General features: G+C 66.0%; 36 protein-coding genes and 2 pseudogenes. 7 read left to right on the forward strand and 31 right to left on the reverse strand.

Translation table 11 applies throughout. The annotated features are described in order from the left end of the window. The first annotated feature begins 71 nt into the window (after positions 1-71). Positions 72-3,347: a carbamoyl-phosphate synthase large subunit gene (carB, locus tag NO887_RS05410; RefSeq protein ID WP_256417440.1), complete on the forward strand. Its 3,276-nt coding sequence runs from the start codon at positions 72-74 to the stop codon at positions 3,345-3,347. Positions 3,348-3,403: 56 nt separating this feature from the next. Here carB and NO887_RS05415 read toward each other — a convergent pair. Continuing rightward, a pseudogene (locus tag NO887_RS05415) lies at positions 3,404-5,160 on the reverse strand (cryptochrome/photolyase family protein). 78 nt (positions 5,161-5,238) lie between these two features. Here NO887_RS05415 and NO887_RS05420 point away from each other — a divergent pair. The 4 genes from NO887_RS05420 to NO887_RS05435 all read left to right on the forward strand — a co-directional run bounded on the left by NO887_RS05420 (position 5,239) and on the right by NO887_RS05435 (position 7,337). Continuing rightward, positions 5,239-5,436 (forward strand): hypothetical protein, encoded by a 198-nt coding sequence (locus NO887_RS05420; protein ID WP_256417441.1) that lies wholly within the window; start codon positions 5,239-5,241, stop codon positions 5,434-5,436. A 61-nt stretch (positions 5,437-5,497) separates the two neighbouring features. Then, a complete protein-coding gene (locus NO887_RS05425; protein ID WP_256417442.1) occupies positions 5,498-6,475 on the forward strand; it encodes an aldo/keto reductase in 978 nt (325 codons plus the stop codon). 151 nt (positions 6,476-6,626) lie between these two features. After that, entirely contained in the window at positions 6,627-6,782 is a 156-nt protein-coding gene (locus tag NO887_RS05430; RefSeq protein WP_256417443.1) for a hypothetical protein, read from the forward strand. A 93-nt stretch (positions 6,783-6,875) separates the two neighbouring features. Then, positions 6,876-7,337, forward strand: a complete 462-nt coding sequence (locus tag NO887_RS05435; protein ID WP_256417444.1) for a hypothetical protein — start codon at positions 6,876-6,878, stop codon at positions 7,335-7,337. Between the two features lie 279 nt (positions 7,338-7,616). On the opposite strand, the gene NO887_RS05440 is transcribed toward NO887_RS05435, so the two are convergent. Beyond that, on the reverse strand, positions 7,617-8,030 hold the full coding sequence (locus tag NO887_RS05440; protein WP_256417445.1) for an Lrp/AsnC family transcriptional regulator: 414 nt from the start codon (positions 8,028-8,030) through the stop codon (positions 7,617-7,619). 96 nt (positions 8,031-8,126) lie between these two features. On the opposite strand from NO887_RS05440, the gene carA reads away from it, so the two are divergent. After that, a complete protein-coding gene (gene carA / locus NO887_RS05445) occupies positions 8,127-9,188 on the forward strand; it encodes a glutamine-hydrolyzing carbamoyl-phosphate synthase small subunit (protein WP_256417446.1) in 1,062 nt (353 codons plus the stop codon). 129 nt (positions 9,189-9,317) lie between these two features. Next, positions 9,318-10,169: a 5'/3'-nucleotidase SurE gene (surE, locus tag NO887_RS05450; protein WP_256417447.1), complete on the forward strand. Its 852-nt coding sequence runs from the start codon at positions 9,318-9,320 to the stop codon at positions 10,167-10,169. Positions 10,170-10,220: 51 nt separating this feature from the next. Here surE and NO887_RS05455 read toward each other — a convergent pair whose 3' ends face one another. The 29 genes and pseudogenes from NO887_RS05455 to NO887_RS05595 all read right to left on the reverse strand — a co-directional run bounded on the left by NO887_RS05455 (position 10,221) and on the right by NO887_RS05595 (position 26,487). Beyond that, entirely contained in the window at positions 10,221-10,448 is a 228-nt protein-coding gene (locus NO887_RS05455; RefSeq protein WP_256417448.1) for a hypothetical protein, read from the reverse strand. A 170-nt stretch (positions 10,449-10,618) separates the two neighbouring features. Then, positions 10,619-11,428: a DUF7260 family protein gene (locus NO887_RS05460; protein ID WP_256417449.1), complete on the reverse strand. Its 810-nt coding sequence runs from the start codon at positions 11,426-11,428 to the stop codon at positions 10,619-10,621. Between the two features lie 14 nt (positions 11,429-11,442). Beyond that, positions 11,443-11,703 (reverse strand): annotated as a pseudogene (locus NO887_RS05465) (DUF7552 domain-containing protein); the annotation flags it as partial. A gap of 30 nt (positions 11,704-11,733) precedes the next feature. After that, positions 11,734-11,880: a hypothetical protein gene (locus tag NO887_RS05470; RefSeq protein WP_256417451.1), complete on the reverse strand. Its 147-nt coding sequence runs from the start codon at positions 11,878-11,880 to the stop codon at positions 11,734-11,736. 265 nt (positions 11,881-12,145) lie between these two features. Continuing rightward, positions 12,146-13,624, reverse strand: coding sequence for a preprotein translocase subunit SecY (gene secY, locus NO887_RS05475; protein ID WP_256417452.1), 1,479 nt, complete (start codon positions 13,622-13,624; stop codon positions 12,146-12,148). A gap of 2 nt (positions 13,625-13,626) precedes the next feature. Further along, positions 13,627-14,124, reverse strand: coding sequence for an uL15m family ribosomal protein (locus NO887_RS05480; protein ID WP_256417453.1), 498 nt, complete (start codon positions 14,122-14,124; stop codon positions 13,627-13,629). After that, on the reverse strand, positions 14,121-14,585 hold the full coding sequence (locus NO887_RS05485) for a 50S ribosomal protein L30 (protein WP_256417454.1): 465 nt from the start codon (positions 14,583-14,585) through the stop codon (positions 14,121-14,123). Before NO887_RS05485 ends, NO887_RS05480 begins: the two co-directional genes overlap by 4 nt. Continuing rightward, on the reverse strand, positions 14,585-15,232 hold the full coding sequence (locus NO887_RS05490; RefSeq protein WP_256417455.1) for a 30S ribosomal protein S5: 648 nt from the start codon (positions 15,230-15,232) through the stop codon (positions 14,585-14,587). The genes NO887_RS05485 and NO887_RS05490 overlap by 1 nt, the downstream gene beginning before the upstream one ends. Beyond that, positions 15,225-15,782: a 50S ribosomal protein L18 gene (locus NO887_RS05495; RefSeq protein WP_256417456.1), complete on the reverse strand. Its 558-nt coding sequence runs from the start codon at positions 15,780-15,782 to the stop codon at positions 15,225-15,227. Before NO887_RS05495 ends, NO887_RS05490 begins: the two co-directional genes overlap by 8 nt. After that, positions 15,782-16,243, reverse strand: a complete 462-nt coding sequence (locus tag NO887_RS05500) for a 50S ribosomal protein L19e (RefSeq protein WP_256417457.1) — start codon at positions 16,241-16,243, stop codon at positions 15,782-15,784. Before NO887_RS05500 ends, NO887_RS05495 begins: the two co-directional genes overlap by 1 nt. Beyond that, a complete protein-coding gene (locus tag NO887_RS05505; protein WP_256417458.1) occupies positions 16,236-16,943 on the reverse strand; it encodes a 50S ribosomal protein L32e in 708 nt (235 codons plus the stop codon). Before NO887_RS05505 ends, NO887_RS05500 begins: the two co-directional genes overlap by 8 nt. Before the next feature lie 3 nt (positions 16,944-16,946). After that, entirely contained in the window at positions 16,947-17,480 is a 534-nt protein-coding gene (locus NO887_RS05510; RefSeq protein WP_256417459.1) for a 50S ribosomal protein L6, read from the reverse strand. Positions 17,481-17,482: 2 nt separating this feature from the next. Continuing rightward, complete coding sequence (locus tag NO887_RS05515; RefSeq protein ID WP_004597419.1) at positions 17,483-17,875, reverse strand: 30S ribosomal protein S8; 393 nt, start codon at positions 17,873-17,875, stop codon at positions 17,483-17,485. Positions 17,876-17,877: 2 nt separating this feature from the next. Beyond that, a complete protein-coding gene (locus NO887_RS05520) occupies positions 17,878-18,051 on the reverse strand; it encodes a 30S ribosomal protein S14 (RefSeq protein ID WP_004597423.1) in 174 nt (57 codons plus the stop codon). After that, the gene (locus NO887_RS05525; protein ID WP_256417460.1) at positions 18,048-18,572 is read right to left on the reverse strand and encodes a 50S ribosomal protein L5; all 525 of its coding nucleotides are present in this window, start codon (positions 18,570-18,572) and stop codon (positions 18,048-18,050) included. Before NO887_RS05525 ends, NO887_RS05520 begins: the two co-directional genes overlap by 4 nt. After that, positions 18,565-19,287: a 30S ribosomal protein S4e gene (locus NO887_RS05530; protein WP_256417461.1), complete on the reverse strand. Its 723-nt coding sequence runs from the start codon at positions 19,285-19,287 to the stop codon at positions 18,565-18,567. Before NO887_RS05530 ends, NO887_RS05525 begins: the two co-directional genes overlap by 8 nt. Further along, positions 19,284-19,640 (reverse strand): 50S ribosomal protein L24, encoded by a 357-nt coding sequence (gene rplX, locus NO887_RS05535; RefSeq protein ID WP_256417462.1) that lies wholly within the window; start codon positions 19,638-19,640, stop codon positions 19,284-19,286. Before rplX ends, NO887_RS05530 begins: the two co-directional genes overlap by 4 nt. A gap of 2 nt (positions 19,641-19,642) precedes the next feature. After that, on the reverse strand, positions 19,643-20,041 hold the full coding sequence (locus NO887_RS05540; protein WP_256417463.1) for a 50S ribosomal protein L14: 399 nt from the start codon (positions 20,039-20,041) through the stop codon (positions 19,643-19,645). Beyond that, the gene (locus NO887_RS05545) at positions 20,041-20,385 is read right to left on the reverse strand and encodes a 30S ribosomal protein S17 (protein WP_256417464.1); all 345 of its coding nucleotides are present in this window, start codon (positions 20,383-20,385) and stop codon (positions 20,041-20,043) included. The genes NO887_RS05540 and NO887_RS05545 overlap by 1 nt, the downstream gene beginning before the upstream one ends. Beyond that, entirely contained in the window at positions 20,376-20,834 is a 459-nt protein-coding gene (locus NO887_RS05550; RefSeq protein WP_256417465.1) for a ribonuclease P protein component 1, read from the reverse strand. Before NO887_RS05550 ends, NO887_RS05545 begins: the two co-directional genes overlap by 10 nt. A 2-nt stretch (positions 20,835-20,836) precedes the next feature. Then, positions 20,837-21,049 (reverse strand): 50S ribosomal protein L29, encoded by a 213-nt coding sequence (gene rpmC, locus NO887_RS05555; protein WP_256417466.1) that lies wholly within the window; start codon positions 21,047-21,049, stop codon positions 20,837-20,839. Continuing rightward, positions 21,050-21,985 carry a 30S ribosomal protein S3 gene (locus tag NO887_RS05560; protein WP_256417467.1) on the reverse strand — a complete coding sequence of 312 codons (936 nt, stop codon included), beginning with the start codon at positions 21,983-21,985 and terminating at the stop codon, positions 21,050-21,052. It lies immediately after the preceding gene. Next, positions 21,985-22,449 carry a 50S ribosomal protein L22 gene (locus NO887_RS05565; RefSeq protein ID WP_256417468.1) on the reverse strand — a complete coding sequence of 155 codons (465 nt, stop codon included), beginning with the start codon at positions 22,447-22,449 and terminating at the stop codon, positions 21,985-21,987. Before NO887_RS05565 ends, NO887_RS05560 begins: the two co-directional genes overlap by 1 nt. 3 nt (positions 22,450-22,452) lie before the next feature. Beyond that, entirely contained in the window at positions 22,453-22,878 is a 426-nt protein-coding gene (locus tag NO887_RS05570) for a 30S ribosomal protein S19 (protein ID WP_256417469.1), read from the reverse strand. Beyond that, positions 22,875-23,597: a 50S ribosomal protein L2 gene (locus tag NO887_RS05575; RefSeq protein WP_256417470.1), complete on the reverse strand. Its 723-nt coding sequence runs from the start codon at positions 23,595-23,597 to the stop codon at positions 22,875-22,877. The genes NO887_RS05570 and NO887_RS05575 overlap by 4 nt, the downstream gene beginning before the upstream one ends. A gap of 1 nt (position 23,598) precedes the next feature. Continuing rightward, positions 23,599-23,853: a 50S ribosomal protein L23 gene (locus NO887_RS05580; protein ID WP_256417471.1), complete on the reverse strand. Its 255-nt coding sequence runs from the start codon at positions 23,851-23,853 to the stop codon at positions 23,599-23,601. Next, positions 23,850-24,596 carry a 50S ribosomal protein L4 gene (gene rpl4p / locus NO887_RS05585; protein WP_256417472.1) on the reverse strand — a complete coding sequence of 249 codons (747 nt, stop codon included), beginning with the start codon at positions 24,594-24,596 and terminating at the stop codon, positions 23,850-23,852. The genes NO887_RS05580 and rpl4p overlap by 4 nt, the downstream gene beginning before the upstream one ends. 3 nt (positions 24,597-24,599) lie before the next feature. Beyond that, positions 24,600-25,616 (reverse strand): 50S ribosomal protein L3, encoded by a 1,017-nt coding sequence (locus NO887_RS05590; protein WP_256417473.1) that lies wholly within the window; start codon positions 25,614-25,616, stop codon positions 24,600-24,602. 4 nt (positions 25,617-25,620) lie between these two features. Then, positions 25,621-26,487 carry an RNA methyltransferase gene (locus NO887_RS05595; RefSeq protein ID WP_256417474.1) on the reverse strand — a complete coding sequence of 289 codons (867 nt, stop codon included), beginning with the start codon at positions 26,485-26,487 and terminating at the stop codon, positions 25,621-25,623. Between the last annotated feature and the right edge of the window lie 163 nt (positions 26,488-26,650).

A 26,650-nucleotide genomic window follows, 5' to 3' on the forward strand; every position in this document is an offset into this window, starting at 1 on the left:
AATCGCAAATTGACTGCGAGATTCGTATTCTATCGTCGGCCTTATTACGATGAGCGTATTCCGTCCGCTCAATGAGCGAGGACCGGACCATACTGCTCATCGGTAGCGGACCGATCCAGATTGGACAGGCAGCGGAGTTCGACTACTCCGGCGCACAGGCGTGTCGCGCCCTGCAAGAAGAGGGTGCGCGCGTCGTCCTAGTGAACTCGAACCCGGCGACGATCATGACCGACCCGGAGACGGCAGACCGGGTGTACATCGAACCCATCACGCCGGAGGCCATCGCGGAGGTCATCCGGATCGAAGAGCCGGACGGCGTCATCGCCGGACTCGGCGGACAGACCGGACTGAACGTCACCGCCGAACTCGCCGAGCAGGGGATCTTGGAAGAACACGACGTAGAGGTGATGGGGACGCCGCTCGACACAATCTACGCGACCGAGGACCGCGACCTGTTCCGCCAGCGGATGGAGAACATCGGGCAGCCGGTGCCCAAGTCGACGACCATCTCGCTCGGCGAGGACGAGTCGGTCACGGACTTCGACGAGGAGGCGTTCCGCGAGCGCGTCCGGGACGCCGTCGACACCGTGGGTGGACTCCCGGTCATCTCGCGGACGACGTACACGCTCGGCGGCTCCGGCTCGGGCGTCGTCGAGGAGTTCGACGAACTCGTTGAGCGGGTCCGCAAGGGGCTGCGGCTCTCGCGCAACAGCGAGGTGCTCATCACCGAGTCCATCGCGGGCTGGGTCGAACTCGAGTACGAGGTGATGCGCGACGCCGACGACTCCTGTATCATCATCTGCAACATGGAGAACATCGACCCGATGGGGATCCACACCGGCGAGTCGACGGTCGTGACCCCTTCGCAGGTGATCCCCGACGACGGCCACCAAGAGATGCGCGACGCCGCGCTCGGCGTCATCCGCGAGCTAGGGATTCAGGGCGGCTGTAACATCCAGTTCGCGTGGCACGACGACGGCACGCCCGGGGGCGAGTACCGCGTCGTCGAGGTGAACCCGCGCGTCTCCCGCTCCTCCGCGCTCGCCTCGAAGGCGACGGGGTATCCGATCGCCCGCGTCACCGCGAAGGTCGCGCTCGGCAAGCGGCTCCACGAGATCGAAAACGAGATCACCGGTGAGACCACCGCAGCCTTCGAGCCCGCCATCGACTACGTGGTGACGAAGGTGCCGCGCTGGCCCATCGACAAGTTCGACGACGTGGACTTCGAGCTCGGGACGGCGATGAAGTCGACCGGCGAGGCGATGTCGATCGGTCGGACCTTCGAGGAGAGCATGGTGAAGGCGCTACGCTCCTCGGAGTACGACCCCGCCGTCAACTTCGACGAGGTGTCCGATGACGAGCTTGAGTCCGAATACCTCGAACGCCCGAGCCCCGACCGCCCGTACGCGATGTTCGAGGCGTTCGACCGAGGCTACGGCATCGACGACGTGATCGACCTCACCGGCATCCACCGCTGGTACGTCGAGCGGTTCGAGAAGATCGCCGACGGGACGGCCGCGGCCGCTGAGGGCGATTTCACCGAGGCCGCCATGGTCGGCCGCACCGACGCCGAGATCGCCTCGGTCGCGACCGCCGGCGGCGTCGAGGCGGACGTGAGCGAGGTCGAGACGCAGGTGCCCGACCGCACCTACAAGCAGGTCGACACCTGCGCGGGCGAGTTCGAGGCATCCACGCCGTACTACTACTCCGCGCGCCTGCCGGAGTTCCTGCAGGGCGCGGACACCGCGGGCGCGGCCAACGAAGTCCGCGTCGACCCCGACATCGAGAGCGTCGTGGTCGTCGGCGGCGGCCCAATACGGATCGGGCAGGGCGTCGAGTTCGACTACTGCGCGGTCCACGCGGTCCGCGCGCTCCGTGAACTCGGAATCGACGCACACGTCGTCAACAACAATCCCGAGACGGTATCGACGGACTACGACACCTCCGACGGGCTCTTCTTCGAACCTATCTCCGCCGAGGAGGTCGCGGACGTGGTCGAGACGACCGGCGCGGACGGCGTGATGGTCCAGTTCGGCGGGCAGACATCAGTGAATGTCGGCGAACCGCTCAAAGCGGAGATCGACCGCCGCGGGCTCGATTGTGATATCATGGGGACGAGCGTCGAGGCGATGGATCTGGCCGAGGACCGCGACCGCTTCAACGTCCTGATGGACGAGATGGGAATCGCCCAGCCGAAGGGTGGAACGGCCACGAGCGAGTCCGAGGCACTCGATCTGGCCCACCAGATCGGCTACCCCGTGCTGGTGCGCCCCTCCTACGTGCTCGGCGGCCGCGCGATGCGCGTCGTCGATAACGACGCGGAGCTCGAAGAGTACATCGAGGAGGCGGTTCGAGTCTCGCCAGACAAGCCGATCTTGGTCGACCAGTTCCTCGACGACGCGGTCGAACTGGATGTCGACGCGGTGGCAGACGTCGGCGCGTCACACGCGCCTGCAAGCGAGACGGAGTCTCGCCCTGGCGAGGACGTGCTGCTCGGCGGCGTGATGGAACACGTCGAGAGTGCGGGTGTCCACTCCGGCGACTCCGCGTGCATGATTCCGCCGCGCTCGCTCGACGACGACACCCTCGCACGGGTCCGCGAGGTCACGGAGGACATCGCCCGCGCGCTCGACACCGTCGGCCTGCTCAACGTCCAGCTCGCCGTCACGGGCGTCCACGACGCCGACGCCGAAAGCGAGGTATTCGTGTTAGAGGCAAACCCACGGTCCTCGCGGACGGTCCCGTTCGTGTCGAAGGCGACGGGCGTCCCGATCGCGAAGCTCGCGGCGAAGGTGATGACGGACGACATTTCCCTCGCTGACCTCGACGCCGACGAGCAGATTCCGGAGCACCTGAGCGTGAAGGAGGTCGTCCTCCCGTTCGACCGCCTGCCGGGCTCGGACCCGCGGCTCGGGCCGGAGATGAAGTCGACAGGTGAGGTCATGGGCACCGCCCGGTCGTTCGGGAAGGCGTACGACAAGGCGCAGGACGCGACGAGCAAGCCGATTCCCGAGTCCGGCACCGCCGTGGTCGATCTCTCGGCCGAGGAGTTCCCCGACCCCGATACGGAAGCTGGGGAAGCGCTCGTCGAGGGGTACGCAGAGCACTTCCAACTGAGCGAGGCGACGGACCTGATCGAGGCCGCGAAACACGGCGAGATCGATCTCATCGTCTCGCGCCAGCGCGAACTGCTGGAGATCGCCGTCGAAGAGGAGATCACCTACTTCTCGACGTACGCCTCCGCGACGGCCGCGCTCGAAGCGATCGAGCACGCCGGCGACGACATCGACGTGATGGCCGTCTCCGACCGGCCGAAACGCACCGAGAAGTGGGGCGCGAGCGAGTAGCCGAGGTCCGACGAGTTCGGTCGAACCCCGGGCCGGTCGCGTGACGCTCCCGTGAACTACAGTTCGCCGTTTTCTGCCAGTTGACGGACCTCGCTCGCGCGCTCGCGGATCGCCGCCCACTCCGCGTCGTCTTTGTCGTCGACGTGCGAGTACATCAGACCCATGCGTCCGGTGCCGCGAAGCGTCTCCTCGTGTTCCCTCAGGAAGTCCCAGTAGAGCGCGTTGAACGGGCACGCGCCCTCGCCGGTCGTCCGGGAGACGGCGTACGGACAGTCGGCGCAGTGGTCGCTCATTCGGTTCACGTAGCTGCCGGACGCGGCATACGGCTTCGAGGAGAGGAGGTCGGTGCCGAACGAGCCCATCCCGACGACGTTCGGCGTCGTCACCCAGTGGTAGGCGTCGACGAACCCGAGGTGGAACCAGTCGTTGAGCGCGGCCGGTCGAGTCCCGTAGAGCAGCGCGAAGTTCGACAGCACCATCAGCCGCTCGATGTGGTGGGCGTAGCCGTACTCGCGGACGTGTCCCACCGCCTCCGAGAGACACCGCATGTCCGTCTCGCCGTCCCAGTAGGCGGGCGGGAGATCTCGGGTCTGCTCCAACTGGTTGGCCGCCGCTAGCCCGGGCATCGCCTCGCGGTAGGCGTGTCGGACGAACTCGCGCCAGCCGAGCACCTGTCGGATGAACCCCTCCGCGGCGTTGAGCGGAACCGGTGCGGCCGATTCGTTCGGGTCCGTCCCCCCGTCACCGAAGTCGTCAAGCGAGGTCACACCCGTTCCGCTGTCGCCGTGTTCTACGGGGTCGTACCCGCCCGGTTCGACGCCCCGCTCCTCGTAGGCCGCCTCGACGGCGCGGACCGGCTCGCGCGGGTCGAGGAGGCCGAGGTTGACCGCGGGCGAGAGCAGCGAGTGCGCGAGGAACGGCTCGCCGCCGACCATCGCGTCCTGATACCGGCCGAACGCAGGTAACCCGTCGCGGACGAATCGGTCGAGCGCCGCGGTGGCCTCCTCCCGCGTGACCGGCCACGCGAACCCGGACCGCGCGTCGCCGTCGCCTGCAAGCGAGTCGGTCCCCCACGTGTCGAACCGGTCGACGACCCACGCGTGGGTCTCACGGGTCAGGTCGTCTGGTTCGAATCCGGGTCGTTCGGGCGGGGACCAACCGTCCGGCGGCGTCTCGCGGTTTCGGTCGTCGTAGTTCCACTCGCCGCCGACCGGTTCGTCGCCGTCCATCAACACGCCCGTCTCCCGGCGGACGTGACGGTACCAGTTCTCCTGGCGGTAGGTGCGAGTCGCCGTGCCGTCGTCGCGGACGACGGAATCCCTCGGTTCAGCCGTCGCCGGATCGCCGGCGTCCGGGTCATCCGAGGTGCCGGCCCACGCCCGCCAGTCCGCGGGCGTCGTCCAGAACAGTTCGTTGTCGACGAGCGTCAGCGTCGCGCCGCGCTCGGCGGCCAACTCCCGGAGCCGCTCGCCGGCTCCGTGGCTCGCCGGGCGCATGAGCCGAAGATCGGCGGCAGCGTCTCCCGGATCGCCTTCCGAACCGTCTCTCGACCGATCGCGACCGGCGAGGAACGCGTCGAGTCCCTCGCCGAACGACTCGGCCCGAACGTATCGAACGTCGTGTCCGCGGTCGCGGAGGTTGTCGCGGAAGTGGCGCATCGCGGCGAACACGAGCGTCAGCTTGTGCGCGTGGTATCGCTTCCGGTCGGCGAAGCCGTGCGCTTCGATCAGCAGGACCTCGTCCGCGTCGGCGAGCACGTCGAGGTCCGGATTGAGTTGGTCGCCGAGCAGCACAGCGTCGTCCGGTCGCTCACACGCGTGGTATGACCGACACTCACATAGCTTTCGGGGGCGTCCAGCGGATTTATGCCGCGCGCTGGAGAGGTTGCCACATGGACAACGTCCTCACGAACTGGCTGCTCGGGCTGATCGCCGCCCTCCTCGCTGTGCTTGTGCTCGCGACGACCGGACCGGAGTTCCTGTTCCCGCTCGCACCGATCGCGAACGTCCTCGCGCTCGTCACCTTCCTCGCGTTCGTCATCCTCACCGGTGCGTTCCTCGTCTACACGGCGTCGTTCCGGAATCAGTGAGCGGTTCAAACTGATCGTTTCGCTCGGGTGAATTTTTGTGCCGGGGCGTCGTGGGCCGCGTATGGAGTATACAACGCTCGGGAGCACGGGCATGACCGTCTCGAAGATATGTCTCGGATGCATGAGTTTCGGCGACCCGGACTGGCGCGAGTGGGTCTTAGACGAGGAGGCGGGCCGCGAGCTGATCGACCGGGCGATCGAGCTCGGAGTGACCTTCTTCGACACCGCGAATATGTACTCGAACGGGGCCTCGGAACAGGTTCTCGGCGACGCGCTCGCGGAGTACGACCGCGACGAGTTCACCGTCGCCACGAAGGCGTACTTCCAGATGGACGAGTCGAACCCGAACTCGGGCGGGCTCTCTCGCAAGGCCATCGATCAGGAACTCGCGAACAGCCTCGACCGGCTCGGAATGGACACGATCGACCTGTATCAGATCCACCGGTGGGATTACGACACGCCGATCGACGAGACGCTCGCGGCGCTCGACGACGCGGTCCGTCGCGGCGACATCCGGTATCCGGGAGCCTCCTCGATGTGGGCACACCAGTTCGCTGAGGCGCTCCACGTGAGCGATCGCGAGGGGTACGAGCGCTTCGCAACGATGCAGAACCACTACAACCTCGCGTACCGCGAGGAGGAGCGCGAGATGCTCCCGTTGTGTGACAGAGAGAACGTCGGCGTGATGCCGTGGAGCCCGCTCGCGCGCGGCTACCTCACTCGGCCGCACGAGGATGTCGACGCCACGCTGCGCGGCGAGACAGAAGAGCACCTCTACGAGCATCCCTACCGCGAGGGCGGCGGACCCGCAGTCAACGAACGCGTCGCGGAACTCGCCGACGAGAAGGGCGTGAAGATGGCGCAGATCGGACTCGCGTGGCTGTTCTGTAAGGACCGCGTCGACACGCCCATCGTCGGAACCACGAGCGTCGAGCACCTCGAAGACGCCGTCGAAGCGCTCGACATCGATCTTTCGTCGTCGGACATTGACTGGCTAGAGGAGCCGTACGAACCAGTTCGAGTGTCCGGCCACGAGTGAGAGCGGTCTGACCGACCAAATTCGGGTGAGCGTTCCGACCACCACGAGCGGGAGGTACGATCTCCGGCGTCGACGCCTGTCAATATCGTATTCGGTGTTTTAGGAGATATATGGGCAACGCATATACAATGTGAGATAGTTACACGCACTCATGGGCGATGGGGCAGATCGCACTCCGGTCGAGTCGAGCACCGAGTACGCCCGCACGCGGACGCGGTGTCCGAACTGCGGCGACCACGTGCCGGCGATCGGTCGCGACGCCGAGACGACCGAGTGCCCGAACTGTCGGATGCCGGTTCGGGTCTGAGCGGAGTGCAGGCCACCGACAGGGGCCGGTCGGCGGCCGCGCTCGATGTGCGGAGCGACAACCCTTTTCGCCCGGGGCGTCGAACCTCCTCGCATGGCAGACGACGCCAGCGATCCCGAGGCCGGCGACGAACAGGGCGGCGACGCCGACAGTCAGGACGCTGACGCCGGAGACGGCGAAGAGAAGTCCTTCCGCGAGCGCGTCGAGGAGATCCGCGAGCGCCGCGAGGAGGAGCGCGAGGAGGGCGACCGCCCGAGCCCGGAAGAGATGATGGGCGGCGGGGGTCCGGGCGGAGCGGGCGGTCCGCCAGGCATGGGCGGTGGCGGCGGCAACCCCTTCGCGCAGATGATGTCCGGAATGATGGGTGGCGGCGGGGGTCCGGGCGGCGCAGGCGGCCCGCCGGGCATGGGCGGCGGCCCGGGCGGCCGCGGCGAGGAGGGCGGCGACCAGGTCGGCAACGAGGAGCTCGTTCGCGAGGTGCGCCAGCTCCGCGACGAAGTCCGCGACGCGACCCGTCAGCTCCAGCGCATCGCGCAGGCGCTCGAAGACGACTGAGCAGTCGCAGACGAGCGGTTCGTGGGTGCAGTTGGCACCCGTTTTTATGTATATTGTCGATCGATACGGACACCGTCGAGTCCCGTCTCCAACCGCGACCGCACCTCAGACCTCCCCAACCTCGTCCGGACCGTCCGCCGGCCGCTCGGCGGACGGTCCGGCCTCCCTCGCGCGGGCTCCTCGCGCCCTTTCTGGGGCACTCGCAGGCGCGCGCCTTCGGGACCCACAGAGCGAGGGGGTTCTCGCCGTCGGCGATTCCGCCACACCCGTTTATATGCGTCAGCCGAGCCGTTCGTCGAGGATCAGTCGGGTCTTCGTCGATTTGACCTCGTCCATCTCTCTCGCCTGCGAGATCAGTTCGTTGACCGCGCGCGTGTCCACGGCGTCGACAACGAGCACGATGTCGTCTTCCCCCGACACCTGCCAGACGAAATCGACCTCCTCCCAGTCGACCATGCGATCGCTGACCGCGGCGGTGTCGACATTCATCTCCACCGATATCTCGATCATCGCCTTCACGTTTCCCGTCCGAGTGGTGACGGTAAACCGTTCGATCACGCCCTCCTCAGTCATGCGATCGACGCGATTCCGCACAGTCCCCTCCGAGGTACCCACCCGATCTGCGATCTCCGTGTACGGCGTTCGCGCGTCCCGGCGCAGGATAGAGAGGATCCGGCGGTCGAGGTCGTCCATACATCACACATTTTCCCCGATGACTTACTCGTTACGAATATCGTAACGGAGCTTCGAACGACGCATTTATTATCCTATACGCGTACGTTTCTCGTAATGTCGGACGCCTATATCGCGCTGGCCGACGGTCGCGTGCTCGAAGCGCGCGCCCGTGCGCCGGGGCGCACCCGTGGCGAACTCGTGTTCACGACCGCGTATACAGGCTACGAGGAGTCGCTCACCGACCCTTCCTACGCCGAGCAAGTGCTCACGTTCTCGTACCCGTTGATCGGGAACTACGGTGTCCGAACCGAGCGGTTCGAGTCCGAATCCGTCCAACCTCGCGCGGCGGTCGCCCGCGAACTGACCGACGACGTCGCCGAGTGGCTCGAAGACGAGGGCGTGCCGGCGATCGACCACCTCGACACCCGCGAGATCGTCACCACCGTCCGTGAGGAGGGTGCGATGGCCTGCGGCATCGCCGCCGGACCGGACGCCACGCCCGAAGACGCCGTCGAGGAGATGGAGGCGTGCGTGCCGATGAGCGACCACGTCGACATCGGCGCGCAGGTCTCCGTCTCCGAGCCGACCGTCTACGAGGGCGGCGGCGCGGCCGATATCGCGCTCCTCGACTGCGGTGCGAAGGGCTCCATCATCTCGTCGCTCACGGAGCGGGGCGCGGACGTCCACGTGCTCCCGTACGACGCGACACCCGCGGACGTGGCCGCCGTCGAGCCCGACGTGTTATTCGTGTCCAACGGGCCGGGCGACCCCGAGAACTTCGTCGCCGCACACGAGGTCGTCGACGAGTTCGCCGGCGATCTGCCGATGGCCGGCATCTGTCTCGGCCAGCAGGTGATCACGAGCGCGCTCGGCGGCTCGACGGAGAAGATGGCGTTCGGACACCGCGGCGTCAACCAGCCCGTCAAAGACCTCCGCACCGACAAGGTCGTGATGACGACGCAGAACCACGGTTACACAGTCGACGACACCGGCCCGCTCGACGTGACGCAGGTGAACGTCAACGACGACACCGTCGAGGGGCTCGACAACGAGGAACTGGAGATCATCACCCGCCAGTACCACCCCGAAGCGAATCCCGGCCCGCACGACTCGCTCGGCTTCTTCGACGAGGTCATGGACCTCGCGCAATCCACGCCACACGTCACGGCCGACTGACCGCACGCCCGAACGCATTCGTCGATTTCTCTGTCCGTGTCGTCGCTCTCGCGTAGTGGCGGTTCTCGACCAGCGTAGTAACGGTTCTCGACCGGCGACGTTTTGGCCCGCCCGCGACGACTGACTGGCATGACCACGACGGTCCTCCTCACCAACGACGACGGTATCGACGCCGTCGGCATCCGCGCGCTTTCGGCCGCGCTCTCACGCGAGTACGACGTGACGGTCGTCGCCCCGGCGACCAACCAGTCCGGCGTCGGCGGTGCGCGCTCGTGGTGGGACACCACGGTCGAGTACACTGAGACGGACGCCGGCTACGCGGTCGAGGGGACGCCGGCCGACTGCGTCGCCGTCGCGGACGCGGCGCTCGGTCTCGACCCGGATGTCGTCGTATCCGGGTGTAACCACGGACCGAACATCGGCGCGCATATCCTCGGGCAGTCAGGGACCGTCGGGGCCGCCATGGAGGCGTCGTTCCTCGGGATCCCGGCGATCGCGATATCGCTGTACGACCGCGGGAACCTCCCCGTCCCGCCGACGCTCGGCACCGACGCGTTCGCGCTCGCTTCGACGGTCGTCACCGACCTCCTCGACGACGCGACGCGCGGCACTGACGGCGACATCGCGCTCCCGTTCGGCGCGGACGTGTTGAACGTCAACGTTCCAGCCGCGGACGACGAGGCCGCCACCCAGCCGACGTATCGACTGACTGAACCCGCTCACGGCTTCGACGTGATCGAGTTCCGTCCCGGTGAGACGGCGGCCGGCGAGACCGGCTTCGACGAGCGGCGCGGAGAAATGGGAATGGAACTCCGCGACCGGTTCTGGCGAGAGTTCCTCCGTGGCGACGTACCCGACGATCCCGGGTCAGACCGCCGCGCGGCCGTCGACGGCGAGGTGAGCATCTCACCGCTGTCGTCGTCGCGGTCCGTCGCCGCCGATCAGACGGGCGAAGTCGTCGCGATCGGCGACGAGGAGTGACCGGTTTCAGCACGCGGCTTCCAGGCAGAACGCCGGCCGATCGCGTCTCGCCTATCGTCCGCGCCTCGACCGTCGCGAGCCCCCGGTGAACTCCTTCGCGAGTCGGCCGAGGTACCACACCAACGCCAGCCCGAGCGCCACTCCGACGGCGAGCGCGGCGAGTAGCTGTGTCGGCGTCGCCCCCCACTGGAGAGCGATGAGCGGCGGCGACACAGCGACGAGAAGTAAGAAACCGGCCTTGATCTTGCGGTTCCCCGCCTCGCGCTCCGCATCGGACATCGGGCCTACCACGGACTCCACCTCGACGACCACGCAGCGTCCACAATTGCGCCCGCGTTCATGGGCGTGCAACGGTGCGAGCGAGTATCAACCCGGCGGAGTGCGTCTCCGGTACTGACGTGTCTCGGCTCGGCGGCCCTGTCGCGTCTCGGCTCGACGGACCCACCACGTCAGGCCCGACGAACGAGATGGCCGCGAACGGCGTGTTGACACTCGTCACAGATCCCGTTGAGACGCGTCGCCGTACACAGGACAGGATACGTTACTGACAGGTCCGCATACACGTACTCGACCAGCGAGCGGTGCGTGATCCCCACCTCCGCGTCCTTGCTCGTGGCTCCGTTCAGGAACGCCTGCCGCTCGCGACAGACCGCTGCACACTGCGTCCGGAGGGATGCCAGTTCGTCGTGCCGCGTCCGGAGCCCGTCGAACCCGAGCTCCGTCAGAGGAGTCTCATCGGCTTCGACGAGCCACTCGACTACGTCCTCGATCTCGTCGGCCGCCGACCGAAGCGACCGCGCTTCCGCGCCGAGCACATGCTCTGTGACCCTCAGCTCTCGCTTTCGTTCCGCGACCGCCGAGAGAACGGCGCGTTTGGTCATCGGCGTGAACCGTCCGCTTGACTCGGGAGCCAGCGCCGCCGCCAGATCGTCCGTGAGTTCCGTACGCATCGTTTCCGAGAGCGGTTCCGGCGTCTCGTGGTCCTCGACACGATAGGGATGGACCGTCTCGGCGAACGCGTCGCGAACCGGACGACACCCGTCAGTCGTCGGACCGGATCGGCCGACCGGCGACGCGGAGGCGACCATCGCGTCGCCCGACGCGGCGTCGGAACGCGCGACGGTACCGGACTGGAGTTCGATGTCGAGGTCGCGGACGGTTCGTTCGAACTCGTCGAAGGCAGTGCGCTTCTCGGTGAGCAGTTTGCGTTCGTCCGCGACGCGGTCGAGCGCCCGGCGAACGTGCGTTCGGACGGTCACGGCGCGGACACCCGAGAGGCGGTCGTCACGTCGGTCGACTCCTGACAGACGATCACGTCGTAGTACGGCAACTGCGGATCATACCGGCGGAGAGTGGCGCGGTACCGCTCCGTCTCGCGCGCGGCGGCCCGCGCCACGGCGCGGCTGTCGAAACGTAGCTCGGCCGCGGGAACCGGTCGATCGCCGTACCGCGCACAGACGAGTGCGAACTCGCCGCTCTCGCTCGCCAGTTCGCGGATCCGGTCGCGGATATCGACGAGTGTGGGTCGGGACATCGTGGTGGTGTGATACGGGCGATCTGTCGGTTATCTCCGGATCGGCACCGAGTTTGCAGCCCAGATGAACGGGTCGATCCTCGCAGCCGCTGAGAGTGCAATCCCGCCGGAGTCCGCTCGAGAGACGGACAACGTCGAGGGGCCCGGGATTCCGTGGTCCGTCGGAACGTCGTCCATACGTTTTAGGCCAACCTAAACAAACAAAACTGTTACGATTTTTGGCCGGCCTAAAACTGAGTGTGCGTGAGTTGCGGCACAGTCGCGACACCGGATCCGAACCGCAGATCGGATCGCGGTCGGCGTTACCAGAAGTGTTCATCACTTCCGTCGGACGACACCCGTTCCGATCAGTGGCCGACTGCGCGGCCGCTGGTCGGTTCCGCGAGTGAGAAATGAAAATGAGCGAGCTACAGTGCCGACACCGCAAGCGTCGGCGTCTGTGTCACTCGTTGCCGAACATCTGGCGCATCATCGGATGCATCTCCATCAACTGCTCTTCGGCGATCTCTTCGTACAACTTGTACGTGATAGAGACCGCAAGCAGCAGTCCGGTTCCGGAAACGCCTCCGATAGTGCCGAGCAGGTTCGCCATGACGGCGAGGAACCCGACCAGCGCGCCGCCGATGACGGTCACCTGCGGAATGTACCGCTCCATGACCTTCTCGACGACCTGCGGGTTCCGACGGAAACCGGGGATCTGCATCCCGGATCCTTGAATCTGCTGTGCGGTCGCTTCCGGGCCCATCCCGGTCGTTTCCACCCAGAAGATCGCGAAGATAGCGCCGCCGATGACCATGAACGTCAGGTCGATCGCTAGCCGAACGCCGATCATCCACGGCTCAACGCTCGCCGGAATTTCGCCGAGGAACCACATCCACTGCTCCCGCGTTTGAATGGGGTTCAGGTAGTAGAACAACCCGGAGATAGGCTGGCCCTGCTGGCTGTACTGTCCAAGCCACGCTGGCATCCCCGCCCACTGCGAGGAGAGGATCTGTCCGAGGAACTGAATGTTCGCCTGCAACGCGCGAACGAGGATCATCGGTAGGACAGACGCGTAGATGAGTTTCACCGGGAAGCGTCCCCGCGCACCCTTCACACGAGCGTGTGACAGCGGAATCTCGACCCGGACCGACTCGGCGTACACGACGATTCCGAAGATGAAAAGCGTCGTGAACAGCGCGAGGATGTTGCCCGGCTCGAAGAGCAGATTCTGCAGACCCTCACCGGTGAACGGCGATAACGTGCTCGGATTGTCACCGAAGATGAGCCCGTACCAGCTGGCGAAGAAGCCGTTCGCGCCAAGCGCCGAGAAGCTGAAGAAGCCACCGACGATCTGCTGACTGACCGAGGCGATGATGAACAGCCCGACGCCAGAACCGACGCCCCACTTGCTCACGATCTCGTCCATGAACAGGATGAGGACGCCGCCGGCGAAGATCTGCGCGAAGATCAGCACCTCGACGCCGAACGTGCCGACGCCGAGTGACTGTCCGACCGCCGGGTCCGCGGGGAGGAACTCACCCGTGAACACCATCGGCGCAGCAGTGAGCGCCGAGACGATGATCACCAGTAGCTTCTGGAGGCCCTGATACAACACTTGGTCGCGCGGGTCGTCCGTATCGAGCCCGAGCAGGTTTGCCCCGCCCAAGAGCTGCAAGACAATGGACGCCGTGACGATCGGACCGATACCGACCTGTAGCAGCGAGCCGGACGAGCCGGCAAGCACCGACCGGAACTGCCCGAAGAAGTCAGACCCCTGACCGACGGCCAACCCGAACGGGTTGATGTTGGTCAGGAAGAAGTACACGATCAGGACACCGGCCGTCCACGTGAGCTTCCGCTTGAACGGGACGTGACCCGCCGGTCGCTCCACTACGGGCATCCGCGAGAGCACCGGTTCGGCGGCCTCCTTCCAGCTCATGATTACGCCTCGTCGGCCTCGTCGTCTGAAGTGTTTTCTGATTCGTCAGCGGCTTCTTCGGCGCGCTCTGAGAGCGTCGCCTCGCCGCCCGCTTCCTCGATGAGTTCGACCGCACCGGCGGTGAACGCGTCGGCCGTGACGCGAAGCTCGCGGCGGACCTGTCCGCCGCCGAGCACCTTCACCACGTCGGCGTCGTAGCCGTCGTCGACGACGTCGCGCGCGTCGATGACGTACGCATCGCCGTCCTCCTCGGCGAGATCGTCCGCGGCGTACAGCGCCGCGTCCTCGTCGAGCTTCTGAACCTTGACTTCGAGGACCTCCGTCTGGGAGTCCTCAGGCCGCTTGAACCCGTGTTTGCCGAGCGGGCCGTAGTTGTGGTACTCGTGTTTCGCGCGGCCGGCCGCACCGCGGCCGCCGCGGTGACCGGCACCGCGCCGGTTCTTGTGCGTTCCGCCGCCGTGGGTCCGAGACCCGCGCTGTCTGCGGTTCTTGTCCGTCATCGCATGGCCTCCAAGAGGGAATCGATCTCCTCTGTGGTGTGGCGACCGAGTTCGCCGCCCTCGATCACCGGGTGTTTGATTCCCTCGTGGCCGCCCCGTGGCGCGTGGAGCCGCAGCGTCGGCGAGAGTCCCTGGTCTCGCAGAGACGTCTCCTCGTCGACGAGCGCCGCCGCCAGCGCTTCGAGGTCGGCGTAGTCGGTGTTATCGTCGATCCACTCGTCGTCGATGTCGGCGGAGCCTTCGAGGGGCTCGCCGCGGTGCGCGATAGTCCGCGCGACCGCGTCGACGCTCGGCTCACCGAAGGCGACCACGTCGTTCACCTTCGTTATCATACCATGATACGAGTCGGTCTCGGGAACGAACGTCGCGTGGTTGACGCGCCCGATATTCAGCATGTCGAGCGTGTCCTCGACGCCGTATTCGAGATTCACGTCGCCGCGGAGTTGCACGATCGCTTGCATCACCGACCACCCTCCTCGTAGTGGACTTCACGCGCGTGCTGGGGTGTGCGAGACTGCGCCGCGTTCTCTAAGGCGTTGAACGTCGCCTTCGCGAGGTTCACGGTCGTGCGCGTGTTGCCGTCGGAGTTCGTCCACGCGTCTTCGACGCCGGCGAGCTCCAAGATGTTCCGAACCGTCTCCGCGGCCGCCAGCCCAAGCCCCTGTGGGGCGGGCTTGATCTCGACGGTGACGGAGCCGGCTTTCCCCTCTGCCTTGCGGGTGAGGGAGTTGGTGCCGCCGGGCTGGTCCTCCCAAGAACCGGAGCCGCGATCGACGCTGATGATGTTCAGCTTCGCGACGTCGATCGCCTTCTGGATCGCGCCGCCGACCTGGTCGTCCCGGGCCTGCGCGTAGCCGAGGTAGCCGTCGCGGTTGCCCACGGCGACCACGCAGCGGAACTTCACGCGCCGGCCGGAGTCGGTCATCCGCTGGACCATGTTGATGTCCAGCACTTCGTCTTCGAGTCCCGGCAGGAGCTGGTCGACGATTTCGGCCTCCTTCATCGGGAGTCCGGAGTCGAGCGCCTGTTCCATCGACGAGATATCGCCGTTCTGTACCTTGCGGCCGAGCCGCGTCCGCGGTTCCCAGCCGTCGTTGTGTCTACTCATGGTCCTCCTGGATTGTCGCGAGCACGTCGTCGAAGTGCTCGGGTAGGTCGGCCGCGTCGAACTCCCCCGAATACAGCGACTCGTCGAGCTGCTCGGCGTACGCGGCGATGTGCTCGCCACGCGTGCGCGACCAGTCGGCCAGCACGCTGTCGTTGTGCGGGATCTCGAGGCCGGCGTCGATCGCTCCTTCCTGTACTGCGAACGTCTTGTTGCCGGGCGTCGCCGTGTTGAGTCCGATGTCGAGCACGGCCTCATCGAGGCCGGCGTCGACGGCGCGAGCGCCCGCGAGATAGCCCGTGAGGTACGCGCTGGGAAGGTTGCCCGTGGGGGCGTCCCAGCCGTACTCCGCGAGGTCCTCGCTGGAGGCGGCCGCGTGGGTCTCGTCGCCGTCGGGTCCGGGAGTGATCAGCTGCGCCCTGACGTGAGCGTTGCTCACCCGGGCGACCAGGCGAGGCTTGCCCGATTTCAGCAGGCGCAACCTCTGATGGTAATCTGTCCGGACCTCGCGGCGGCGGCGCATCGGCACCTTGTATCGTGGTCCTGTCGCCATTAGTTCGTCACCTCGTAACCGTACTGCGTCTCGATGTACGCCTCGAGACGAGCGACGTCCTCGAAGTCGCCACCGCTCGCTTTGTTGTACAGCGTGCGGTATTCGCTGGCGTCAAGCACGTCTTCGTCGTCGCGGAGTTCCTTCAGACGCGCGCGCTGTGCGCGGATCCGCGCCTTCCAGTCGTCTTTCGTGTTCTGTCGCGCGCCGGCTTTCCCCTTCCGGGTGCCGGCACCGGACTTGTGACCGTACGAGCGCTTCTCGGCGCGCTCGCGGGCCCGACCGCGGGAGTTCGTCTTCGCGTCCTTCGCGCGGATCGTCCCCTGATCTATCAGATCACGGATGTCCTCGCGGGTGATCGCGTCTTCGATCTCCTCTTGTGCGTCGGGGTCGAGCCAGACGCGGCCCTTGCCGACATCGAGCTCGTCCGCTGCGAGTCGTTTCTGCGCTTTCAGGTCACTCATCGCCGACCTCCACCTCGACGTAGGTCGGGTTGAGCACGCGAATGCCGCGCTCTTCCGCCTCGTCTTCGATCAGTTCGCGCTTGCGTCCGCCGACCTTCGAGGCGATCCGCACCGCCTGCGTGTCGCCGTCGACACCCTCGAGATCGTCCGTGTTGTGCACACGAACCTCCTCGAAGCCGCTGGGGTGCAGGTCGCGCGACGCTTTCGGCGAGCGGAACCCAGCCTCGACGACGGGGCCCTTCGCTTTCATGCGGCGGCGCTGCTTGGAGAGCCCGCCTCGCGGCTTGCGCCACGATGTCGGGATCCGCTTTTTCTTGTGGTAGTCCTGCCGGTTGAACTGCGGTTTCCCCTCGCGGTGCTTCTGTGCGAGCGCGCGAGCGGTCTCGTCGTCCAGTTCCGGCGTCTTGTCGGCGTGGCCACGGGGGCGAAGCTCCGTCTCGACCGTCTCGTCGGAGTCGGCCTCCTCGGCTGCCTCCGCCTCGGTCTCGTCTTCGATCTCCGCGTCCGCCTCCTCGTCGACCTCCAGCCCGCCGACGTCGGCTTTGATACGCGCTGCGAGCGCGTTTCCAACGCCGTCGACCTCGGAGAGTTCGGACTGAGAGGCGGCCTTCACGTCCTCGACCGTCTCGTAGCCGGCCTCACGAAGCGCGTCCGCCTTCGAGGGACCGACACCGCTGATGTCTTCCAGTTCGTCTGCCATGCGTTAGGCTCCTCCGGTGGGCTTTTCGACGATGTACACGCCGTCTTGGAAGACGCGCGTGTCCTTGTCGGTCACCTTCGTCAGCTGTTCGATGTCGGCGGCGGTCTGCCCGACGGCCTCCTTGTCAGAGCCCGTAAGCGAGACCGTCTCGCCGTCGATCTGTACCTCTGTGTCTCCGCGGATCGGCGTGCGTCGCTGTGCACGTTCGCCGAGGAAGTTCTCGATGACGACCTCGTCGCCCTCCACGGTCACCTGCATCGGGAAGTGGGCGTAGTACACTTCCATCGTGTACTCCCATCCGTCGGTGACGCCGTGGATCATGTTGGCGACGTGGCTCTCGAAGGTGCCGACCGTGGCGTTGGTCTTCGCGTCCTCGTTCTCGGCGGTGATGACCACCGACCCGTCCTCGACTGACACGTCGACGTCGGGGTACCAGAGGCGTCGCGTGACGCTCCCGTTCGGTCCCTCGACGGTGAGTTCGAGATGGTCGGTCTCGGCGGAGACGTCGTCCGGAATTTCGATTTCGACTCTATTCATTGTTAGTAGACGTATGCGATCACTTGGCCGCCGATACCCGCTTCGCGGGCCTCGTAGTGGCTCATGACGCCGTGGCTCGTCGTGACGATGAGCGTCCCGTAGTCACGGGCGGGGAGGTATCGCTTCTCCCACTTCTCGAATTCGTCTGCACCCGCGGAGTAGCGGGGCTTGACTGCGCCACACTCGTTGATCGCGCCTTTCAGTTCGACCTCGAACTTCCCGGCTTTCCCGTCGTCGACGTACTCGAAGCCGTCGACGTACCCGCGGTCGTAGAGGACCTCGAGGACGGAGCCGATGATGTTGGAGGCGGGCTCAACCGTGTACGACAGATGGCCAACGCTCTCGGCGTTGTCCATGCCGGCGAGCGCGTTGGTGAATGGATCGTTTCCCGTCATGTTCAGCTGTACTTCTCGAATCCCATGTCTCGGGCGACCTCGCGGAAGCACTGCCGGCAGAGGTTGATGTCGTACTTGCCGACGAGTCCCTGCTCGCGGTCGCACCGTCGGCAGGTGTGCCGGGAGTCGGTGCGCTTTGCGGCGTGCTCGCCCGTATCGTTGTTCGCTTCACTCATGCCGTTACCTCGACGTCGAAGTTCGTTTCGAGGAACGCGGCCGCGTCCTCGGCTGTCATCCGGTGGCTGGCCGGGATCGACGTCGTCCCCTTGTCGCGCTTGGAGACGCGGTAGCCGGGACGGACGATCGTCGTCGTCACGTCGAGCCCGTAGATCCCGATGTTGGGATTGTACTCCTGGCTCGGGAAGTCAGTGTGGTCCTCGACTCCGAAGCTCAGGTTACCCGTGTCGTCGAACTGGCTCTCGTCGACATCGACGATGTCCAATGCGGTCTCGAGGAACGCGTGTGCGTCCTCGCCGCGCAGCGTCACCTTGACGCCGATCGGGTCGCCCTTGCGGATGCCGAACTCGGCGATGGTCCGCTTCGAGGTCGTCCGGACCGACTGCTGGTCCGTGATCTCCTCGATAATATCTTCGGCGTCGGCGAGGGGTTCACCGCCCTGCCCGACGCCCATGTGGACGACGACCTTCTCGAGGTACGGCTCGCGCATCTCGTGGGCGGCGCTCTCGGATTCACTCATCCGAATCACCCGTCTCGTCATCGTCACCGATGAAGTTCTCGTCGATGACGACGAGATACTCCTCAACCGTCTCGTAGCCGTCGGTGTCGTCACCGACGGTCACGGTGTTGGATCCGGAACCGAGCGTCACATCTATCTCGTTGACCTCGCCGATACGACCGGCGTGTTGGCCGGCGACGGCGGTGACGAGCGCGCCCTCCTCGTACTCGAAGTGGGCGACGATCTCCTTCGACTCGTTGTCGACGACGATCGAGTCTTTTGTGTCGTACTCGGTGTCGGCGTCCACGCGGACGTTCGTCCCGTCGTGGAGCGTCAACTGAGCGTCCCCACCGGGGACTATCGTCTTGTTCGTTATCTTCCCGAGCCGGCTTCCGGCTGCCTCCTCGTCGACGGGTGTCAGCGCGAGCCGACCCCCCTCGTCGGGGAACACTCGGAAGAACTCCCCGCGCTCGGGGAACGCCAAGATGTCGAACATCCCGATCGGACGCTGCTCGTCCGAGATGGCGTCCCCGTTGACGAGGACCGAGTCGTTGTTCAGCGCGTAGCGCGCCTCCTTCGTCGAGTCGACGTATCCGAGCACGTCCCGCAGCAGGACGACGAGCGGAACGCCCGCCTCACCGTGCGGGCCGGCGTCGGCCTTGACGGTGAACGTGTCGGTCTTGCGCTCGACCGGCCAAGAGTTCGGTACTGCCAGTCGCTTCTGATGTCGCGTCATTCGTTATCCTCCTGGAGCCGCGCCTCCCGGCGCTCGTCTTCCAGGTTCAGTTCGGTCACCCGGACGTTGCTCGCCGGAATGGGATGGGGAACCTCCTCCCCGTCCGCCTTCTCGACGGTGACGTCCTCGACGGTGATCCGTTCTGCGGACAGGTCGACGGAAACGACTTCCGCCTCCGTACCGGCCGCGTCGCCGCGAAGCACCTCGACGGTGTCGCCAGCGTTGACGCGGACGTTCCGCTGACCGTACTCCTCGCGGAGGTCGTCCGTGAGGGTGGCCCGAACCTGCTTTTGCCGCTCGTGGAGCGGCGCGGTCTCCGACCGTTTTCGCTGTTTGCGTGGCTGTTCCGACATGATTAGACGATCATCGTCGCGGTCGAGGCGATGCTTCCGAAGCGCTCGGCGACTTCGCGAGCGACGGGGCCTTTGATCTCCGTGCCCCGGGGCTCTTCGAGGTCGTCGATGACAACGGCCGCGTTGTCCTCGAACTTCACGCGGGTTCCACTCGGACGGCGGATCGGCTTGCGCTGGCGGACGACGACCGCCTCCAGCACCTGCCGCCGCATCTCCGGGGTTCCCTTAGTGACCGAGACGGTCACCTTGTCGCCGATACCTGCCTTCGGGTGTCGGTTCTTCGTGCCGGAGTAGCCCGACACGGAGATGACCTTCAGCTCGCGTGCGCCGGTGTTGTCGGCACACGTGATGAGCGAGCCCTTCGAGAGGCCCTGTGTGACATCAGCTTTGAGCGCCTCCATCACAGATCACCCGTCAGGTTCTCGACGACGACGTGGGACTTCGTCTTCGAGAGCGGTCGCGTCTCCGCGATCGTCACTTCGTCACCGACTTCGAGCGAGTCGAGCACGCCCGGCACGTGAGCCGGGATGCGCGAGCGACGCTTCATGTACCGATCGTATTTCGGTACGAACACATCGTATTCTCGCTCGACGATGACGGTCTTTTCCATGTCCGTCGACACGACCGTTCCCTCACGGGTCTGGCCGCGGACGGAGAGTTGCCCGTAAAACGGGCACTTCTCGTAGTCGTAATCCTCCGGGTTGTCTGGCTCCGGAGGCGTGGGTACGTCGATTCCTATCGCCATTGTGTGACACCTCGTTCGGTGCGTTCGGCGGGTCGATACCGCAACCGATCGCCATCCACCGTCGCGTAGACCACGTCTTTGCACTCGCCTCGTTGGCTCGCCGGCCCCGCGCCGTCACCGTCGACGACGCTTTCGGACCCGGACGGGCCAGACTGACGGGGGCGGACCCCCGTAGTATCCGACCCGAGTTGGGACGTGGACCCCGACGACCGATCGTCGTCGGCGGCTTCATCTGTGCGAACGGTCGGCCGATCGACGAGGCCGAACTCGAACGTCGCGCCCGACTTGGGCACGCGTTTGTCCCCCGACCGCGTTCGGACCACGAGGGTGCCGAACGTCTCGGACGACACGCGACCGGCGATACCGACGTGGGCGTCGCTGTCGGCGTCAGCCACCCGAATCGGGAGGCCGACGAGTTCGTGTCGAACGAGTTGGTCGAGAGCTATCATCGTTATTCGTCGTCGAAGTCGCCTTCTTCCTGCTGGATCGTCTTGATCCGCGCGATCGTCTTCTTCAGTTCATTGACGCGACCGGGGCTCTCGGGCATCCCGCCGGCAGCCCGCTGCGCCTTGGAGTTGAGCAGTTCGGTCTCGATCTCTTCGAGTTCGACCTGTCGCTCCGCCGCGGTCATATCGCGAATCTCCTCGGTGTAGAGGATCGCCATTTATTCGTCCTCCTCGTCTTCGTCGGCCGCTTCCATCTCTGCGACGAGGTCGGCCGCCTCGGATTCGATCTCCTCGTCGAGCTCGTCGATATCGTCGGCGTCGGCATCGCCGACCGGCTCCTCGGCGGCGACGTCTGTCGCCTCCGTGGCGGTCTCTTGCGTCTCCTCGACGACTTCCTCGACGACCTCTTCGTCGATGACCTCTGCTGGATCCTCGTCGGGCACGTCGACATCCTCGTCGGCACCCACATCGGGGACCTCCTCGGGCTCTTCTTCGAGCAGCGACTCGACGCTCTCGTCGTCGACGTCGGCGGTCGCCTGCTCGACATCCGGCACTTCGGCGTCCTCTCGGATGTCGAAGTCGTCCGGGAGCTGCGCGCCCGGCGGGATGATCTTCACGTTGACACCGATCGTCCCGAGCTTCATCACCGCGACGCCTTGGCCGTGGTCGACGACCTCCTCTGCGGGCTCGCCGTTGTGTTTGATGTAGCCGCGGTTGAACTTCTCGACGCGCGAGCGTGCACCAGTGACCTTTCCGCTGAGAACGATCTCAGCGCCCAGCGCGCCGGCGTCCATGATCCGGTCGATCGTCGTGTGACCGGCCTTCCGGAAGTACCAGCCGCGTTCGAGGGCGTTCGCGAGACGGTCCGCGACGATCTGGGCGTTCAGGTCGGGCTCGTCGACCTCCTGAACGTCGATCTGCGGGTCGTCCATGTCGAAGCGGTCCTCCAACTCGGTGGTGATCTTCCGGATGTTCTTCCCGCCCTTCCCGATTACCATGCCGGGCTTCTCCGCCTTCAAGACGATCTGCGTGCCCATCGGCGTCTGAGCGACATCCATGCCGCCGTAGCCGGCGCGGCCGAGCTCGTCTGCGAAGAACTCGTTGATCTGCGAACGGCGCAGGCCGTCCTCGATGAATTGGTGTTCGTCAGCCATTAGTCGTCAGCCTCCGGGTCCTCGATGATGAGTTCGACGTCGGCGAGCGTGGTGTTCCACTGCGTCGCGCCCGCTGCGCGCGGGTTTCGTCCCGGTCGTTCGCCGACCTTGTGGGGTGCGACGTGTTTGATGACCATCTCGTCGCCGTCGAATCCCTGTTCGTCCGCGTTGTTCTTGACGTTCTCCAAGAGTTTGAGGAAGTCCTTCGCGGCCTTCTCCGGGTACCGACCCGCGTCCCAGCCGTCGATGTCGGAGCGGTGACCCGCGCCGGCGTTGTGCTGGCGCATCGGCACCGACGTCTCCTCGTCGATGACTTCTTGGAGGAACTCCTCGGCGTCGGCGACCGTCTCGCCTTTGATCTCCCGAGAGATCTCCTTGCTGTCCTTCACGCTGATGGGCCGGTCGCGGAGCATCCCCTTGGCGGTGGTCTCCGGATCGGCCTCGACGCTGTAATTGATTCCCATAGGTTACTTGAGGGGCACGAACTTCGAGGACCGGGTCGCGCCGATGCCGGCCTGACCGTGTTCGACGGTGCTTCGAGTGAGGTGGAACTCACCGAGGTAGTGCCCGATCATCTCGGGTTCGACCTGCACGCGCTCGAAGCTGTGTCCGTTGTACACGGAGAAAGTGACGCCGACGAACTCCGGCAGGATCGGCATGTCGCGCAGATGCGTCCGGATCGGATCGTCCGCCGTCGTCTCCTTGTCGCGGCTCCGGACCGTCTCCATCAGCTTCTGCTGTTCGGTGCCGAGTCCGCGAACGATACTTCGCCGCTGGCGTGCGGGGAGCAGTTCCGCGACCTCGTCTACGTCCATCTCCTGCAGCTCGTCGAGCGAGTGACCGCGGTAGGCGAACTCCTTGCCCTCGCGGCCGGTGCGGTAATCTGAACTCATTTGTTGCTACCTCGTCCGGTGCGCTTGGATGCGATGTCACCGACCTTCCGTCCCGGCGGGGCGTCCCGCGAGACCGACTTCGGCTGGCCGGGGTGTTGGCGACCACCGCCACCGAAGGGGTGGTCGACGGCGTTCATCGCGACGCCGCGGACGCGCGGGTATTTGGTCCCGCGCGCTTTCATCTTGTGGTGCTTGTTCCCGGCCTTGACGAAGGGCTTCTCCGTCCGACCGCCGCCGGCGACCACGCCGACCGTGGCGCGGCACTGGGGGTCGAGCCGTTTGACTTCGCCGCTGGGAAGCTGAACGACCGCGACATCGCGGTCATGGGTGAGAAGCGTCGCCGACACGCCAGAGGCGCGCGCGAACTTCCCACCGTCCCCGCGGTTGCTCTCGACGTTACAGACCGGCACGCCCTCGGGGATCTCCGCGAGAGGAAGCGTGTTCCCGGGCTTTATCTCCGCGCTCACGCCGACCTGTATCGTGTCGCCCACGCGCACGCCTTCCGGCGCGAGCACGAGCCGACGGTCGTCGTCCTCGAACTCGATCTCCGCGAGCGGAGCCGAGCGAGCAGGGTCGTGTTCGATCCCGACGATTTCGCCGGTGATCGTGTCCACGTCTTCGAGCTTCTTATGCGACAGTTCCGCCTTGTAGCGGTGGGAAGGGGCCCGGAACGTCGGGCCGCCGCGTCCACGCCGCTGTCCTTGAATTCGTCGTCCCATCTCAGAACACCCCGATGCGTGACGCAATCTCCGTCGCGTCGTCGTCTTCAGAGAGCGTGACCGTGGCCTTCTTCGTGCCCTTCGAGGTCACCTGCGTGTTCACGTCGACGACGCGAACGTCGTACCGCTCGGAGACTTCATCAGTGACCTCCGGTTTGGTCGCGTCGACGTCGACGACGAACACCAGCTTGTTCTTGAAGTCCATCTGATTCATCGCCTGCTCGGTGACGAGCGGGTGCTCGATGATCGAATTCATCGCTCGGCCACCTCCTCGACGGCGGTCTCGGTCCACAGTGTGAGCCGACCCGGATGTGCGCCCGGCGCGAGGTCTTCCGCGTTGACCTCGCTCGCGGTCGCGACATCAACGCCCGAAAGGTTGCGGGCGGCGCGAGACGGCTCCTCACTCGTGACGACCAAGACGGACTTCGGCTGACTGTACTTGCGGCCGCGGGTCTTCCCGCGGCCGGATCGAACGGAGCGCCCCTCCTCTGCGCGCTCGATATCGGCGTCGACGCCGACGGCTTCGAGCACGCCCAAGGCCTCTTGGGTCTTCTTGAGATCCTCGAACTCGTCGCTCACGACGAGCGGGAGGTCGAGGCTATCGTCGAACGCGTGACCGCGTTCGGCGACCAGCTCAGCGTCCGTGGTGGCCGCGATGGCCGACCGGATAGCGAGCTGTCGCTCCTTGTCGTTCAGTTTCTTCGACTGGTCTTTCTCGGCCTTCGGCGGGTGCGCGGCGCGTCCCGACACGGCGTTCGGGACGCGGCGGGCGACGTTCTCGGAGCGGGGAATGTGTGCGAGCCCGCGCCCGGAGCCGAACGACTCCGCGGGGGTTCGCAGCCCGGCGAACTCGTCGGCACCGTAGGCCTGCTTCCGGTTGGCCTGTGCGGCGGTGACCGCCCGACCGATGAGGTCTGGTCGGAACGCGGTCTCGAAGATCGCCGGCAGCTCGATGCTGCCTGCGTCCCCGCCGTCCAGGTCGTGTACTGTTGCGTTCATGATTTATCCCTGGTTGGATGCGGTGGATACGTACCGGACCTCGGGGTCGAGGCGCGGCTGGTCGTTCGGCCGGATGGCCGGGCGGAAGCGCAGCAGGCGCTTATCCGGACCGGGCAGCGAACCCTTGATGAGCGCGTACTCGCCGTCGACCTCGCCATAGTTGACGAAGCCGCCGTCGACGGAGGCGTCGTCGCCCTCGCCGAAGTCGATGAGGCGCTTGTTGAGTTCGGTGCGCTGGTGGTAGCCGGTCTGACCCTGCTGTGGAACGGTGGAGCGCACGCGGGAGGGGTTCCACGGACCGAGGTTCCCGATCCGACGCCGCCATCCCTGACGGGCGTGTTTGCCCTTCCGTTTTTGGACGCCCCATCGCTTGACGGGACCCTGCGTCCCCTTCCCTTTCGTGATGCCCGACACGTCGGTGTACTGGCCGGCGCGGAAGACGTCGCCAAAGTCGTGGGCACCGCCTTCCGCGACGAGGTCGAGACCGAAGTCGACGCGCTCTTCGAGCGATCCGCCGCCGACGCGGGTCTCCATCACGTCGGGCTTCTTCTTGGGTACATTCGCGAGCTCCGAGGGAGCTGTGTGCGTGATGACGCGAACGTCGTCGACGACATCGTCGTCGAGCAGCGCGCGAAGCGCGTCGGCGTCCTCCTCGAAGGTAGTCTCCGCCGGGAGGTCGAGCGCGCGGTCGAGCTCCTCGTGGAACTCGGTCGCCCAGACCTCTTCGACCGGCTTCTGTCCGTACGGCGTCTCTTCGTAGGCGCGCAGGGCCACCGCGTACATCGGCGGCGTCTCGACGACCGTGACGGGGACGGACTCTTCCATCCCCTCACGCGGCGAGTTGGCCTCGTCGTTGACCATGACGACGTGCGTCATACCGGCTTTGTAGCCGGCAAATCCCTGTAGCGCGGGGGCACCGTCGTCGTCAGGCCACGAACGGATACGCGGTACCTCGCTGTTGGCGCGGGTCCGCGGGCCGTAGCCCAGCGAGCCTTTTCGTGGTCGGCTTGGTTGTGGCATGTGTTTACTCCGTGAGTGTGAGCGAGCCGAGAGTCACGAACAGAGCCTCCTCCGTCCGGACGACCTCGCTCGCTTGTGCCGGGATCGTGTTCAGCCAGAGGTCGAACCCCGGATCGGGTTCGACCGGGCGACCGTCGGCGACGGCCGTCCGAATGTCGTCGGGCGAAAGCCCGAGCATCTCCGGAAGCCCTCGCTCGGGCGCACCGAAGGCGACGGTGTATCCGCCAGCCGTCCGTGCGTCCGAGACGACGTCGCCGAGCCGCGAGACGGAGAGTTCTTCTCCGTGTCGCGACGTCGCGACGGTCAGTCCGTCGCCGGCGAGTGCTTCCGATAGATCCGCGTCCACAACCTGGAAACCGTCCTCCGGCTTCCCGGTGATGCGGGCGCGGACCGGTTCTCTCGAAGAGACCCTGATGGTGACGCGCTCCCCCCGCTCGACCTCCATTCCGGAGGGAACGAGCAGGGAGATTGGGTGTTCCCGCAGCGGGGAATTGACCCGGACGCGGCCTTCAGGTCCGACCTCGGTCACGAGTCCCTGTGTTTTCGACTCTCCCCCGCTCGGGGTCGAGCCGGTCCGCCACGGCACGCGGAGCGGCGGAAGCACGCCGGCGTACCGGAGTTCGTCGCGCTCCCCCCAGAGATCCTTTCGGAGCTCCGGCGGAGTCGCAGCGTACCCCAGTACGGTTCGAACGTACTCACCGTCCCGTCGCCGTTCGCCTTCCCTGTCGGGGAAGACGACCAGTCGATCCGCCCGGAAGACCGCCGCCGCGCGGGCGACGTAGCCGAGTTTGCGAGTTGCCTCGCGATCGTCTTCGGCTTCCCGGACGACCGAAGACGGAACGCAGATCGTGAGTCCGTCTTCGGTACGCATCGTGGCGAGACTGTACTCCTCGATTTCGGATGCCGTGGTAAAAGGGTAGCGGTCCTACTTCCGGGCTGTGTGGCGTTCACACGGCCCCTGACCGGCGATTCGGCCTCGCGAATCGAGCGAACGCGTCGCACGGACAGCGATTGACCGACCAATTGCGATGCGC

The organism is Halorubrum laminariae (assembly GCF_024494655.1).
In the GTDB taxonomy this organism is placed as follows: domain Archaea; phylum Halobacteriota; class Halobacteria; order Halobacteriales; family Haloferacaceae; genus Halorubrum; species Halorubrum laminariae.